Raw genomic sequence first — 14,340 nt, forward strand, 5'->3', positions numbered from 1 at the left:
CCGGTTCTTTCTCTTACACCATATAGATCGCGGGGATATCATCCGATGATGAATTTGTCAGAAATTGAACAGAACATATTAAAAGCTGCTGAGACATATGTGAAGCATGAATTGGGGCAGGAGACCACAGGTCACGACTGGTGGCATATCCATCGGGTCGTAAGGTCAGCAGAAAAAATAGCTGCCGCGGAGCAGGCAGACATGTTCGTCTGTATGCTCGCTGCGTATCTGCATGACATCGCCGATGAGAAGCTGAATCCATCCAAAGAAGCGGGAATGGTCAAGGTCGAGAAATGGCTGCAGGATCATACGGTAGGGACTGCGGATCAGGAGCATATCCTGGAGATTATCTCCAGCATGTCCTATAACGGTGGTCATAACCCGCCGATGCGCACCATCGAAGGAAAGGTTGTGCAGGATGCGGACAGGCTGGACGCGGTCGGGGCTATATCGATTGCCAGGGCGTTTGTGTATGCTGGCGCAAAAGGCCATCTTATCTATGATCCAGAAGTGAAGCCAAGAGAGGTCATGTCGAAGGACCAATATCGGAATGAAGAGAGCACCGCGATTAATCATTTTTATGAGAAGCTTCTGAAATTGAAGGATTTAATGAATACCAAGGAGGGACGGAAGCTGGCAGAACAAAGACATGCCTTCATGGAGCAGTACTTGGAGCAATTTTTTGACGAATGGGAAGGTAGTGTATAATAGTTGAATTAATTTATGAAATTGTTTCAGTTGCAAATAGATTAGAAGACAGAGGAGCTATATCACAATGGGAGTAGAGATCGAACGCAAATTTATGCTCACAGCCTATCCAATTGCCTTAATACAAGCTGGAGATATCGTGATTATGAAGGAGCAGTTTATAGAACAAACGTATTTGGCCTTAGACGGGGATCAGGAGCTGAGAGCGCGGAAAATAACCGACCTGAGCACGAATGAAGTCGAGTATACGCATACCTTCAAGAAAGGGTGGGGCTTGGCGAGAGAGGAAGTCGAATATAACATCTCGGAAGGGCTGTACAAGCAGATCATGGACGCACACGGGACGATTCCTCTGACTAAGAAGAGAACGACAGCGACATGGAATAACAAAGTCATTGAAATCGATGAATATGATCAGATCCATCTGGCAGTGCTGGAGGTTGAGTTCCTAACCCTGGAGGAAGCAGAGAACTTCATTGCACCGGAATGGTTTGGCCGAGATATTAGTACGAGCAAGGAGTATAGTAATAAGAAGGTATGGAGTGACCTGCAGAACCAAGCGAAGTAATGGAGCAAGTGTAGGCCAGTATAGGTCATTATAAGTGAAATTAAAGGAGATGGAAGCTGGCGCGAGCCGGCTTTTTCTCTGTTTACGGGGAGAAAGAAAATAAATGCTGCTGATAAAATATATGTGAAAATAATCACAATATAACGGAAGCATTCATGTTACATTGTACTCAAGAGATCCGAAGGAGATGAGACAAATGAAAGACATCATGCCCGATCAATTGACACGTTTGTATTTACAACACTGTTATACCTGTGAGGATGCTGCATTATGTGCTACAGAAGAAGATTGTCTGAATTGTTGGACAGAGCAGGGTTTGCTTGACAATAGGGAGGATGAAGCAGCGGAGGATACACCGCATTATTTGCGGATGATGCATGTGTGATTGAATGGAAAAAAATGAGCGACGTAACTATACAGAAGCTGAACAGCAGCTAATCAAAAGCATGGAGGCGTATGCTTGCGACTTTATGCTTTTTTTGCTGCCGAAATCTAACCCTTATATCCTGCGTACAAAAAGCGTATAATGGTAGATATTCAAAGGAGGTGAATCCTTTTGCTATGGTTTGAGCTTCAAGATCTGCAACATTTGATTCCATATTTGGCATCAGCCGGCTTGGTATTTGCCGTAACATGCGCCTCACTGCTTCATCTGATGGGAAGACTCGAGGAATTTGGTATACGGCGAACAGCCGAATGGCCGGAATTCGTTCCACAACAGAGCCTGACCTTTAAAAAGCGGGCAGTACGCTCGATACTCAGATTAATTCGTAGAATAAAAATTTCACCTGAAGATGATTCGGATGAATGCCTGTCCTCGTTGATTACACGTAAGATCGATCAACGAGGAGGATATAGATGGACATATCAAAAGGATTCCCTAGACGGAAGGTACGGTTATACGGCATCATCGCAAGTGTGCTCATCGCATTATTGTTATCAGGGTGCAGCACGAATGTAACGGAGATTACGAGCACAACGCCTGGTTTCTTTAATCATTACATTGTGTTTCCCATTTCTTATGTGATATCACATATGGCGGGATGGTTTCAGGGAAGCTACGGACTTGCGATCATCATATTGACTATCGTTGTCCGCTTGCTGCTGTTCCCGCTCATGCTCAGACAGACGAAATCTCAGCAGAACATGAAGCGTGTGATGAAGGGAATGCAGCCCGAGCTGGATGCGCTCAAGAAAAAGTACGAGAACAAGAAGGATCCGGAAAGTGCACAGAAGATGCAGCAGGAGATGCTTGAGCTCTACAAAAAGCATAAATTCAACCCGCTCAATATCGGCTGTCTGCCAATTCTCATTCAGCTGCCTATACTGACAGGTGTATATACAGCCATAAGGCTTATGCCGGAAATGAGCAGCCATACATTCTTGTGGTTTACACTCGGAGAGCCAGATGTGATTCTGGCGATTATTGTAGCTGCGATCTACTTGCTGCAGACTCGAATTTCGATGAAGAACATGCCCGCTGAGCAGCGGAAGCAGTTTGCCATAATGGGCTATATATCCCCAATTATGATGGCATTCTTCTCGATCAGCGCACCTGCAGCGATTCCGCTATATTGGATGGCAGGAGGAACCTTCCTTATTTTTCAAACCATGCTGTTCCAAAAGATGTATCCGATGGACCTTGTTCAAGAGGAGAGCACTCCTTCCTCAGCAGCCAAGACCAAAGGTACGAACCCTGCTTAACTAGAATAGAGCCCTTTTACTTCTTTTGAGAAGTAGGAGGGCTATTTGTTTGGTCTGGATGCTGCTCATCTTGTCACCGATCAAAATAATGAATTGCTTAAAGGGAATCTCTCATTCTGTCGATATAATATAGAGTCTGCTCAACAGCTCAGAGTGAAACATTTCAGAGAACATTAGGAGTGAAAAAATGATCATTCATGGGGATTACAACTACTATATAGTAGTGCTCTCCGTTATTATTGCAATTCTTGCGTCTTATTCTGCACTTAGTATTACGTCTAAAATATCGAATTCTAAAGGTAAAATGCAGCTCTTCTGGTTATTTGCCGGAGCCCTTGTGATGGGAGCTGGAATATGGTCTATGCATTTTGTTGGCATGCTGGCTTTTCATGTACATACGATAGTGGAATATGATGTATGGCTTACGGGGCTCTCCATGGTGGCGAGTGTCCTTTCATCCTTTGTTGCGTTTTACATCACTAAGCCCAAGAATGTCAGCCGGTTGAAAATCGCATTTGGCGGATTCTTCATGGGCAGCGGCATAATTACGATGCATTATGTAGGGATGGAAGCGATGATCATGCCGATGGACATCAGCTATGATTCCTTGCTCTGGATCCTGTCTGCGATTATTGCATATGCAGCTTCCTATGCAGCACTGTTCTTGTTCTTGAAGTTTCGAAATCAAGCTTCTGTCAGCTGGCTGAAATGGATATCCTCCATCGTGATGGGCTTTGCTGTCTGCGGAATGCATTACACAGGAATGAAGGCTGCTACATTTACTGGCGATGAGGACTATCTAAGCCATGGAGGACATGTTCATATGACTATGGATGATCATGCTGCTTCCGTGGATTTATTTTTGCTATACGGAGTGACCGTGGCTACATTCGTTATTTTACTTGTGTCATGGGGGGCCTTATTTCTTGATCGTCATGTGCTTGAGAGAATGGCTTATGAGGATAGCCTTACTGGGCTGCCTAATCGTAATGAGATGAATCGATTCTTTGATACTTATGCAGGAGATGAAGAGCTGGCGGTGCTATTCCTGGATTTGGATCAGTTCAAAGCGATCAATGACACACTCGGCCATGATATTGGGGATTTGCTCATTCAGGAGGTAGGCTCCCGCTTACAACAATTTGTTGATGTTGATCTGCAGGCTTATCGAATTGGTGGAGACGAGTTCTTGTTTATTATTAAGAATTGCAGCTTACAACAAGCTAAAGCCTATGCGGAGAGGGTCATCAAAGAAATTAAGAAGGTCCATCGTATTGAAGGAAATGAGCTGTATGTGACAGGCAGTATTGGAATCAGCATTGGATCCATTCAGCATACAGAGCGGTCTAGTCTGCTCAAAACGGCGGATACTGCCATGTACAAGGCCAAAGGGCTGGGTAAGAACCAGTATTGTATCTACACCGAGGATTTGGGTGTCAATGAAGTAAGGAAGATGGAGCTGGAGAAAGATTTGCAGCTTGCGATTGAGCAGCAGCAGTTCTATATGGTGTACCAGCCGAAGTGTAATGTGAGAACGAATAGTCTGGTCGGATTTGAGGCTCTGATTAGGTGGCAGCATCCACGATTAGGTCAGATATCTCCAGCTGAATTTATACCGATTGCGGAAGAGACAGGGCTAGTGATTCCGATGACCAAATGGGTCCTGTTAGAAGCGTGCCGCCAGTGTAAGGAATGGCAGACACAAGGGATTCATCAGCCAATCTCCGTAAACTTATCGGTTCGATTATTTCAGACCGATAATCTAACCGAGTTAATCCCATGGGTATTGGAGGAGACAGGACTTGAGCCTGAAATGCTGGAGCTTGAAATTACCGAATCTATGGTTTTTCACAATATCAATGACATCATTCAGCAGCTGCATAAGATTCGCAATTCAGGCGTTCGTGTTTCCATGGACGACTTTGGAACAGGATACTCCTCGATAGGTTTACTGGATCGACTTCCGCTCGACTCCCTGAAGCTGGATCGGTTGTTTACATATGATCTGGACACGCCTAGTAAGCGCGCTATCGTTCATGCCATTATATTGATGGCTGAGAAGCTCCAGCTAGAAGTGATCGCGGAGGGCGTAGAGAATGAGGAGCATATTGAGTTCTTAACTGAGCTCGGCTGTTATGTGATGCAAGGATATTACTATGGAAAGCCGATGAAAAATGAGCGGATTGGGCAGTGGGTTAGAGATTTTAATGTACCAGAGACGATTAGCAGTTAAGCTAAGAGTATAGGATTTCATTCATTTGTGTGATAGACAGGCTGCCATCTAGTATGGTGGTCTTTTTTATATGAATGATGGGCATTTGGATGTTAGTAAAACAACTTTCAAGCTGGTTTATGCGTCATCTGATGGAGGAGGGGGCGTAATGAATAACAGAGAAACAGCTGAGGAATTCACAAAAAGTGATAAGTTCTGCAAAAGTGAAGCAACAGATAATTCAGCAAATTCATGCTATGGGTTCTGATAAGCTCAATTACTGTCATTATGGTTCTGTTCATTCTAAGCTCCATAGATCCGTATGATCTTTATTTTAGCGGGAATTCACTTCTTTCAGTGGGTTCTTAGATTTTATAATGGCTTTAATAATTCGACTATCCATATTTATGTTTTTGCTCTTATTTATCATGCTGAAGCTTCATGACCGACTGAGAAGGTTATTTTGGCTGTACAAAATAAATTACGTATTATCTGTTGTTGAGCGGAGCGTTGGCATTACTTCTGCACGATGTATGGAAGCCAGATTGGATTATGTTCTACTTCTGTGCTCTCATTCCCGTATGGCTGAAATAAGCTTAATTCTGGATCAGAAGTTAATGTTAAGCTGCATTTTGAGAAAGGGAAATGATAGGCTATTGGATTTAGGTAATCGTGGTATAATTAGGAAGTTAGACACCATGCATTCTTGTATCTGATGAGTAGACTCTGGGTGGTGTGTTGTTGAATAGCTAATCTGTCTGTTTGAGGTTCGCAGATATTGGTTGCGAGAGGATATTTACGAAGTTCAGAGATAAAGAAGTTAGATGAAATCATTGCAGAATGTAAAAAAATACTATTAGTGTTTGTTAGACATATATAGTAGAAAGTGGTGATTTAATTTTGTATGGGGTAGTACTTCATTTTGATTCAAAAACGGAAAAAATAATTAAAACGCTTTGGAAGGAATTGAGTGATAGTGGTATATCTAGTTATGCCTATGAGATTGAGAATAGAAAACCGCATATAACACTAGCAGATTATTCAGATCTAGAGGAATCTGAGTATAAGGAATTGTTTGATTGTTATTATGAGTCGGCTCCAAAGATGTGTCTCAGCTATAGCACGTTAGGAACATTTATAAACAGCGGAGCTTTGTTTTTATCTCCGAATCCAACAAAGGAACTTATAGATTTTCACTCCAATTATCATAACCACTTCAAGAAATACAGTGCTTTTTCCAATTTGATGTATCACCCTGAAAGATGGATACCCCATTGTACAATTGCAAATCGCTTAGACGATCAAAAACTATTAGAAGCTTTACAATTCAGTACAAAAAGATTAGAGAGTATACGAACTGAAGTTCAAGAAATATCACTTATCAAAATAATACATCAGAACTATAAAAGAATTATTGAAACAGTAATTAGTAAGGTACTTATATAAGATCTTTATAGGATAATCGGTGAAGGCAATGACTCCATCTAACACCATATTCACGCATCGGGCCATTCGGCCCTCGGTCCGGCAGAGGGATTTCGGGGAAGTTGGAGTAGCCGTACAACCCTGCACTGGCTAAGTCCGTCGGACCCGGGGCATGCGCCCCTTAAGCCAGTGAGGGTTCGTGAATACAGGAACGTTATAAGAAATGGGGGCAAGTGATGAATACAATCAATAACAAAGCAATAATAGGTTTGCTTGCTGTATTCTTGATATTTACTGCTGTTGTTCTTTACTCGTTTTTAACAGACGATTCAGAAGAGAAATTTATGGAACAACTATCTTTGCACCAGAAGATAGAAGAACAGGATATTGATAGTATTAGAATGAGTAAAGTTGTTCTTATTAACTCAACTTTTAAACATATTGATATAGATCTAAGTAAAGACCAGATTCACAGAATCATTACAACATTTAATTCTTTATCTCCAAAAAGGATATTTGATGATGAATTAATGAACAAGAAAAACATTTGAAAGTATATTCGAGATGGCCCCCACATCTTATAACACCATATTCACGCTTCGGTCCATTCGGCCCTCGGTCCGGCAAGAAGTTAGAAGTGAACTCTAAGAAGGATTTTCAGTAGCAGGAAGCGGAATCGGCCGGACACATCCCCCCACCTAACCGCATCGTCGTGAATACACGAACGTTAGATGAAATTACGAAGATAATTGTGGAGGTATAACATGAAGCAGAATCTTTATGACAACCCAGAGTTCTTTAAGATGTATAAGAACTTAAGAGAAACGAGAATCACATACAATGACTTTATTGAACAACCTGCAATAAGAAAATTATTACCAGTCCTTAAGGATTTACAAGTACTAGATTTGGGATGCGGCTTTGGTGAACAGGCAAATTATATTATCGATAACGGAGCAACTCATGTTACAGGTGTAGATATTTCAGAGAAGATGTTAGATATGGCAAGAAAACGATCTAAAATTCATTATCTTCATAGTTCCATGGAAGAAATTGATTTCAATAATAATGAATTTGATTTGGTAGTCAGTTCATTAGCCTTTCATTATATTGAAGATTATAATTTATTAATTAGTAGGATTGCAAAATGGATTAAACCAAATGGCTACTTGGTGTTTTCTACAGAGCATCCTATTGTATTGTCAAATAAGAGTAAAGAAGGATGGATTAAAGATTCCGATAACAATATACTTCATTGGCCTATTGATAATTATGGAGAAGAAGGACTCAGAACAGAGTTTTGGGGAATCGATGGAGTAATAAAATACCACAGAAAACTCTCAACTTTACTTAATGTATTGATACAAAATGGGCTAGTTGTTCAAGAAATTGTTGAACCTGAATCAATTCCAGAGGGTCTTGAGAAGATGCCCAAATTAATAAATGAAAGAAAGAGACCATCTTTTATATTAATTAAGGCAAAAAGAATTATGTAGGTAAATCAATGTAACATCATCTAACAAAATTTTCACGCTGCGGGCTAAAGCCCTTGGTCCGACCGAAGTTTTAAGGAGTGGATTCGTTAGAAGTATTTCAGTTGCATGGAAGATAATTAGTCGGACACATCCCTCACCCTAAGATAAGAGCTATCTAAGGGTAAGGGACGTCGTGAACACGGGAACGTTATGCGAAACATGAAGTAGGGCATAAGATCAATAAGCGTCTAACAACGAAATGATTTGTGTATTATAATAAGGAAAGGCATTAAGATCTAGAGAGGTGATCTAACGTGAGTGTAAAGGACGAAGTAATTAAATTGATTCAAGATCTTCCTGATAATGTAACAGTTGAAGACATCTTATATAAACTATATGCCCGAGCAAGAATTGAAGAGGGAATCAATGAATTAGATGCAGGGCGAGGGATATCTCATACAGAAGTAATGGAGAAAATAAAATCATGGCTGAATTAGTATGGTCACCAAGGTCATTAAAAGATCTTGAAATCATTTATGAGTACATTAAACAAAATTCAATTGAACAAGCCAGAGAGTTTGTTAATGAATTGATTTATGAAACGAGTACAATAATTGATTTTCCTTATAAGGGACGACTAGTACCTGAATTAAATAGAGACGAAGTAAGAGAAAAGATTTATAAGAGTTATCGAATTATTCATAGAATTACAGAAACCAATATCGAATTGGTTACTTTTTTACACCAATCAAGACGATTAATTAAACAAGAATATAAGTGACATCATGATTTATTAGTTTGTACTTCATGATGTCTTTTTTATCGAATGAATAGAGGGTTGGCTAATTCAAGTATGCTTCGTATAACAACATATTATACGAACCTTTTTTTGCCCCTTCAGAAATGCCCGAATCCCTTTCCCCGCAAGGCGTTCTCCACTTTTCCCACTTCGCTTTTGTCGCTTTGACTTCGCATAACTTGAATTTTCTCAGCTAAGATATACGAACCAGGCGCTGAAAAGATAAGCGAAAAACGAGATATACGCATCTGTTTTTTTCGAGATATACGAAGCTGATAATTACAATATATCTTGTATCAATGAGTCTTTCAAAGGTGTGGAATTGAAGCGGTATATTAATGTCATATGAAAATAAAGCTATAAACTGAGGGTGATGAGATTGAAAATCGTTAGTCTTCAAATTGTAAGTTTGAGACTGGAAAAATCAAACAGCGGTAGACCAAGACTTGAAAAATAAAATCTTAGACTGCCGCTGTTGTTATTGAACTAACGTTACTCGTTAGCGGAACGTTAGTTCAATAAATTTCAAATTCAAAGTATTTTTGTGCCCGCGAGTATACCTGATAACGTTGTATCTTCACGAATCCGAAAGACTGAGACAATTTAATTGCCTGATGGCTTCGCCATCTTGCCCTGCAAGATTTTCTGCCCGACTCTACTACTTCGAAAAACTTAGTTTAGTTCTTTCAAAGCAATTTTTGAAATGTATATAACATAAGATAAAATCCTATCAATAAAGTACCTTGATTCATCCAGTGTAATAGAACTTATATCGAAATCACCATGTCTAATATCTGTGTAGTCTTCATGAAATAACTTCCATAGCTTATGACCTTCTGTCACTATCACTTTGGGTCCCCATACTTCACGGTTGTTTACCATATGATTATTGGCTCCACTTACATCTTTTGTATCTGTTATCCGCTTCATAAGTGCTTCCATTGCTGATAAACAGTCTCTAATAGCATCTTTTCTTGCCCTTGGATTTTCAGATCTTTTTAATTGTTCTTTTGCTTGTTCTATATGATCAGCTGTTTGCTTACACAGCTTTCTTGTTAATTCTGCTACACTTTCAATTTCAATAGTTTTTGTAGTATTGTGATTGATACATATCCAAGGTTCTTCCAAATTGTCACTTAATCTATATCCGAAATTAACAAATTCGAATATCTCGTTAAGATCATCAACTATAAAGGCTTCAAGAAAATTAAACGTGATATCACTAACTGCATCCATAAATCTTGCAAATGGTACTTCTCCGAGCGAATCAATATTTCTCTCAAGATCGCGTATTAGATAATCCCAGCCCCAGTTTTTTGTTCTTTCAACGTAAGAATATTCTGCAATTTTATTCACTATTACTTCCATTACTGAATCATTAACAAGTCTTCCCGGTCCTGAGTAAGAGTCAATTTTCAAACGAGCTCCCTTTATCAAGATACTGGGCATGCTTGTTAACAGCTTATTAGGTACTTCATTCATTATGTATGTCTCGTTATCATACGACATATGGTCTGGGTAAGATTCTTTGAATTTTTTCATATTTACCTCGCTATCTTCATATTTCAAATACGCTTTAGTTAAGTACTTCACAAAATTCCATATCCGAAGTATTCGCGAAATCATAGTAAGACACCTGCCGCAGGTAGGAGAAATGGTATAAATTGAGCATAAGGAGGTAGCAGATCAGGTTTGGTTCTGCGCCTCCTTTTTGTTTGATATTTCCAATTGTGATTCGCCGTGTTAAAATTTATGGAATGGTGTATTTAGGTTACTTCTCTACTGAAATAAAAAAGTTATTAAAGCAAGAGCAGATGAAGTTTTTGATCCCGACTTCCCTTATGATGAAAAGTTTCCAGAGATTAAATTTCAATGAAGTCCAAAATAAAGAAATAATGTGCAAGAGAAAAGAAAATGTTTGGAGGTGAGCGATGTAATGAAAAAATCCATATCCCCATATGAGCTTTTAAAAGCTAAAAGACCTGAAAAATACTCCGACTCTACAATTATCCGTAAAGCAAATTTAAATAGAGAAATATTTGACTTTTATCTTGATAGCTTAACAAGCAGAGGACAAGAAAAGAATTTTGAGGTATTCTGCAGACGCATGGCAGAACATGAAATATGTCCAAACCTTCTACCTCAGACTGGACCAACCGGAGGAGGAGATAGTAAGGTGGATTCGGAAACATATCCGGTATCCGATGATTTATCTTTATCATGGTTTAGTGGTATAGGAAGAGAAGCATCTTCCGAAAGATGGGCTTTTGCGATAAGTGCAAAAAGGGACTGGAGATCCAAAATCAAATCAGATGTTAAGAATATCGTTTCCACATCCAGAGAATACAAAAAAATCTTTTTTATAAGCAATCAATATATTCCTGATAAGAAACGAGCAGCTATAGAAGACGAATTATCCAATCAATATAATATTGAAACTAGAGTGCTTGATAGATCATGGATATTGGATAAACTGTTTTCAAACCATCGTGAACAAATAGCGGTTGAGTCTTTTGGGCTTTCAGATTCATTTGCTGATGAACGGAAAGTAGGCCCATTAGATTATAAACGTCAGTCAGAGTTGGAGAAAATAGAAAAAGAGATAAGTCAATACATCGTTGAAGGAATAAACAGTATTGCTCTTGTAGAGAATGCAACACAAGCAGCAATATTAAGTAGGGAACTAGAACTGTCGTTTGATATTACAAAGGGACGTTTTGAGAGAGCTATTGCGCTTTCAGATAAATACGGAACGATCATTCAGCAAAAAGAATGTGCTTATCAATGGGCATGGACTTTGTATTGGTGGTATGAAAAGTTCGATCTGTTCTATGAAAAGTATTGTATATATGAAACTATTATTCTTGATGGTAATAATTTCTTTGACCTTGAACGATTAACAAATCTATGGATGAATCTATATACTATAACTGGAGGCAAGTTTGAAGTAAGCAAGTTTGAAGTACACACTAAAACGTTGATAGAAGAATACAGAAGATTTATTGACAATAAGACACGCCCTAATGCTGCTTTGGAAGCTAGGGCTAACTTTGTCTTTGTAAAATTAATGCTTGGGGATAATGTCGATGAGTTAGTTGATGAACTAACGCAGATCATTAATGATTGTGATGGGGTTCTTGATTTTAGCCTTGATACACTTTCTGAATTGATTATGAATGTTAGCCCAAATTTAAAGGATAGTCCCCAATATGATTCCTTATTTGATACAATAATTTCAGCTTCAAGCAGCAGAAAACAAGAATTAGTTTCTGCAAAATTACTCTTAAAACGAGGAGAGCAACTAATTGAATCAAAACCATATAGCGCTATACGTTATATTGGTCGTGCCCTCCAAAAATTATATAAAGATGAGAGTAAAAATGAGTACTTGTTGGCAATGACTTTAATGGCTCACGCTTGTGAAAAAGCTGGCTTATTGTGGGCGGGACGTGGTTATTACCTTAATGCTTTCTTTATCGCCTTTATTGATTACATGAAGTTTGGAAATGTCAGTCCCTTATTAGTTGGTTGTTCTACCGAACTAAAGATGATTGAACTTCGGCATGGGAGAATTCCTCATTCGCTAGAATGGTATAAGTTAGATCGACTGGTAAAAGGTCTCCTAATATCAAGTGGTTACGATGCAACGAGACTAAACGAAATCGATGATATCAACTTATACGATGCAATATTGGGAATGCTTCTTTTAAGAACATCTTTTGAGGATCTCCACTCACTTGCATCATTACCAGATGTATTAGATCATGAAGGTCTTCATATGGCTGCCATTGGATTGAAATATGCACTAGGCTATATAGATGAAGAGATTCAGAAATCTTACAACGATGATAAAAAGTCTATAGAAGAATTTATGCAGCAATGGTATAACCAACCAGCAAAAGAGCAAATACCGGATATACCGATATTTGTTATCGATGGCACCCAGTATTTTTCTTCAAAAATAATGGGATGTCTGATTAATATTGAATCAGATGCCAAATTTCCATGCATCGAATTAGCCGAAAGTATATTAGCTGCAATCGAAAGCTTCCTTGCAACGGCTATTTTAGATGGATTGGTAGGGATGATTCCCCGAGCAACGATTAAAGTTAAATATGTTGAGTCGGTAAAATACCATCTTGACTTCAAAAATGAACCCAGTGATATTGAACCTATATTCACTATTACTTGCTCTGATTTTGGTGAGGAAGAATTTTTTGAAGCGCAGCAACAAACTAAACAGTTTATTCTTAATTTCTTTGCGGCATTTATTGCTCAAATAATAATGTTTAGAAATACAGAGCAGCTTGAAAAACTGATAATTGAGGATCAAGCTTTCGAAAGATCATTGAATTTTACAAGCAGTATTTTTATCATTGCTGATTTATTCGGTAAGAATATGCTCTCTTTAATAAATGGCTAAATCCTGAGGGGAATAATTATCCGTTAATACGAGATAGCACAATTAGATTTCAGTTAGATAAGTTGGATGTAGGCCAGACAGATAAGAAAAAAATAAACCGTGGAAAGTCGGATAATAAGGAGAAGTTTGATACTGAATCAGTAAGTCAAAAAGACATTGAAATTACAAAAATAATAAATATACCATTATGGAACAGGGCACAGTGGAAAGGAATTTTCTTTGGTTGGACTAATGATAATGGGCCTCCTTTATTAGCTTTAGCATTTAATAATAAAGAAGCAGCTATTTCGATTTTCAAACAATGGCATACCTTAGTGGGTAAGGCTGATGAAAATGATAAAATACGAGTTGGAATAATAAAAGGAATTGATAATAAAAATCCCTTCTTTTATAAGGCGATATTAACCGCAAATCTTGAGAACTCATTAGATTCGCAAAAAGCTGGATTGATTACTGTTCTTTCAAGGTTTCATACAATGGATGTTGACAATGATTTTAATCTTAGAAATTTCGAAAGTGCCCTAAAAAAGGTAGAGTCAACATGGAAATACATTATACTTCCTGCTTATATAAATCCCAAGAACCAGAGGCCAGAATTGTTATTTGACTATCATATCCTGAAAAAACATATTAAAATAAAAAATGCATGGGAATTAGAAGAAGATGACTGGCTTACTTACGCTATTACTCCTGATGATAAGCCGATTATTCCGCCATTCGTTAAACATGCTCGGATTATGGATTATATTGAAAATTTAAAGCGAACCCATTAAGTCATATGAGTTGTTATATGAAAGGCCACCTTTGATAGGTGGTCTTTCACTTTCTTGGCTATGATCATCAATCACTTGCAATGGCAAGTGAACCCTCATTAACCCTTAGCTAAAGCTGCTGAAAATGTAGACTTAACCTAAATTTAGTTCTAACCTCAATTCAATTAAATTGCCCATTAATAAATTGTCGCAGCACCAAGCTCTATTTCGAGTTTGGTGCTGTTTTTTTTTATTTTCGATTTTTTTTTGAAAG

Annotated in this window: 13 protein-coding genes; 12 read left to right on the forward strand and 1 reads right to left on the reverse strand. The window is 38.5% G+C overall.

Features of this window, described 5'->3' with window-relative positions; translation table 11 throughout:
• Positions 1 to 45 precede the first annotated feature (45 nt).
• The 10 genes from ACFQ3J_RS04865 (at position 46) to ACFQ3J_RS04910 (ending at position 8,873) form a co-directional block, all read left to right on the forward strand.
• Positions 46 to 708, forward strand: coding sequence for an HD domain-containing protein (locus ACFQ3J_RS04865; RefSeq protein WP_311285844.1), 663 nt, complete (start codon positions 46 to 48; stop codon positions 706 to 708).
• Positions 709 to 775: 67 nt separating this feature from the next.
• Entirely contained in the window at positions 776 to 1,276 is a 501-nt protein-coding gene (locus ACFQ3J_RS04870; RefSeq protein WP_251581449.1) for a CYTH domain-containing protein, read from the forward strand.
• 196 nt (positions 1,277 to 1,472) lie between these two features.
• Positions 1,473 to 1,661, forward strand: coding sequence for a hypothetical protein (locus tag ACFQ3J_RS04875; protein WP_251581451.1), 189 nt, complete (start codon positions 1,473 to 1,475; stop codon positions 1,659 to 1,661).
• A gap of 473 nt (positions 1,662 to 2,134) precedes the next feature.
• Positions 2,135 to 2,980, forward strand: coding sequence for a membrane protein insertase YidC (gene yidC / locus ACFQ3J_RS04880; protein WP_251581453.1), 846 nt, complete (start codon positions 2,135 to 2,137; stop codon positions 2,978 to 2,980).
• Positions 2,981 to 3,167: 187 nt separating this feature from the next.
• Positions 3,168 to 5,213: a bifunctional diguanylate cyclase/phosphodiesterase gene (locus tag ACFQ3J_RS04885; RefSeq protein WP_251581454.1), complete on the forward strand. Its 2,046-nt coding sequence runs from the start codon at positions 3,168 to 3,170 to the stop codon at positions 5,211 to 5,213.
• An 879-nt stretch (positions 5,214 to 6,092) separates the two neighbouring features.
• Positions 6,093 to 6,638 carry a 2'-5' RNA ligase family protein gene (locus ACFQ3J_RS04890; RefSeq protein ID WP_251581455.1) on the forward strand — a complete coding sequence of 182 codons (546 nt, stop codon included), beginning with the start codon at positions 6,093 to 6,095 and terminating at the stop codon, positions 6,636 to 6,638.
• Between the two features lie 215 nt (positions 6,639 to 6,853).
• Complete coding sequence (locus ACFQ3J_RS04895) at positions 6,854 to 7,168, forward strand: hypothetical protein (RefSeq protein WP_379292285.1); 315 nt, start codon at positions 6,854 to 6,856, stop codon at positions 7,166 to 7,168.
• A gap of 213 nt (positions 7,169 to 7,381) precedes the next feature.
• Positions 7,382 to 8,113: a class I SAM-dependent methyltransferase gene (locus ACFQ3J_RS04900; protein WP_251581457.1), complete on the forward strand. Its 732-nt coding sequence runs from the start codon at positions 7,382 to 7,384 to the stop codon at positions 8,111 to 8,113.
• A gap of 293 nt (positions 8,114 to 8,406) precedes the next feature.
• The gene (locus tag ACFQ3J_RS04905; protein ID WP_091157000.1) at positions 8,407 to 8,589 is read left to right on the forward strand and encodes a hypothetical protein; all 183 of its coding nucleotides are present in this window, start codon (positions 8,407 to 8,409) and stop codon (positions 8,587 to 8,589) included.
• Positions 8,577 to 8,873 carry a type II toxin-antitoxin system RelE/ParE family toxin gene (locus tag ACFQ3J_RS04910; protein WP_251581458.1) on the forward strand — a complete coding sequence of 99 codons (297 nt, stop codon included), beginning with the start codon at positions 8,577 to 8,579 and terminating at the stop codon, positions 8,871 to 8,873. Before ACFQ3J_RS04905 ends, ACFQ3J_RS04910 begins: the two co-directional genes overlap by 13 nt.
• 690 nt (positions 8,874 to 9,563) lie before the next feature.
• On the opposite strand, the gene ACFQ3J_RS04915 is transcribed toward ACFQ3J_RS04910, so the two are convergent.
• Positions 9,564 to 10,373: a hypothetical protein gene (locus ACFQ3J_RS04915; RefSeq protein WP_248551615.1), complete on the reverse strand. Its 810-nt coding sequence runs from the start codon at positions 10,371 to 10,373 to the stop codon at positions 9,564 to 9,566.
• Between the two features lie 454 nt (positions 10,374 to 10,827).
• Between ACFQ3J_RS04915 and ACFQ3J_RS04920 the strand changes: the two genes are divergently transcribed.
• Together ACFQ3J_RS04920 and ACFQ3J_RS04925 are read left to right on the forward strand one after the other, a co-directional pair.
• The gene (locus tag ACFQ3J_RS04920; RefSeq protein WP_260067518.1) at positions 10,828 to 13,314 is read left to right on the forward strand and encodes a hypothetical protein; all 2,487 of its coding nucleotides are present in this window, start codon (positions 10,828 to 10,830) and stop codon (positions 13,312 to 13,314) included.
• Between the two features lie 62 nt (positions 13,315 to 13,376).
• On the forward strand, positions 13,377 to 14,087 hold the full coding sequence (locus ACFQ3J_RS04925) for a hypothetical protein (RefSeq protein ID WP_260067519.1): 711 nt from the start codon (positions 13,377 to 13,379) through the stop codon (positions 14,085 to 14,087).
• Positions 14,088 to 14,340: the final 253 nt, after the last annotated feature.

It is taken from the genome of Paenibacillus provencensis (assembly GCF_042678545.1).
In the GTDB taxonomy this organism is placed as follows: Bacteria; Bacillota; Bacilli; order Paenibacillales; family Paenibacillaceae; genus Paenibacillus; species Paenibacillus provencensis.

Bases quoted from the DNA above. Each gene is read 5' to 3' on its own strand.
- ACFQ3J_RS04865 (WP_311285844.1), top strand. From the start codon at position 46: ATGATGAATTTGTCAGAAATTGAACAGAACATATTAAAAGCTGCTGAG.
- ACFQ3J_RS04870 (WP_251581449.1), top strand. From the start codon at position 776: ATGGGAGTAGAGATCGAACGCAAATTTATGCTCACAGCCTATCCAATT.
- ACFQ3J_RS04875 (WP_251581451.1), top strand. From the start codon at position 1,473: ATGAAAGACATCATGCCCGATCAATTGACACGTTTGTATTTACAACAC.
- yidC (WP_251581453.1), top strand. From the start codon at position 2,135: ATGGACATATCAAAAGGATTCCCTAGACGGAAGGTACGGTTATACGGC.
- ACFQ3J_RS04885 (WP_251581454.1), top strand. From the start codon at position 3,168: ATGATCATTCATGGGGATTACAACTACTATATAGTAGTGCTCTCCGTT.
- ACFQ3J_RS04895 (WP_379292285.1), top strand. From the start codon at position 6,854: ATGAATACAATCAATAACAAAGCAATAATAGGTTTGCTTGCTGTATTC.
- ACFQ3J_RS04900 (WP_251581457.1), top strand. From the start codon at position 7,382: ATGAAGCAGAATCTTTATGACAACCCAGAGTTCTTTAAGATGTATAAG.
- ACFQ3J_RS04910 (WP_251581458.1), top strand. From the start codon at position 8,577: ATGGCTGAATTAGTATGGTCACCAAGGTCATTAAAAGATCTTGAAATC.
- ACFQ3J_RS04915 (WP_248551615.1), bottom strand. From the start codon at position 10,373: ATGAATGAAGTACCTAATAAGCTGTTAACAAGCATGCCCAGTATCTTG.
- ACFQ3J_RS04920 (WP_260067518.1), top strand. From the start codon at position 10,828: ATGAAAAAATCCATATCCCCATATGAGCTTTTAAAAGCTAAAAGACCT.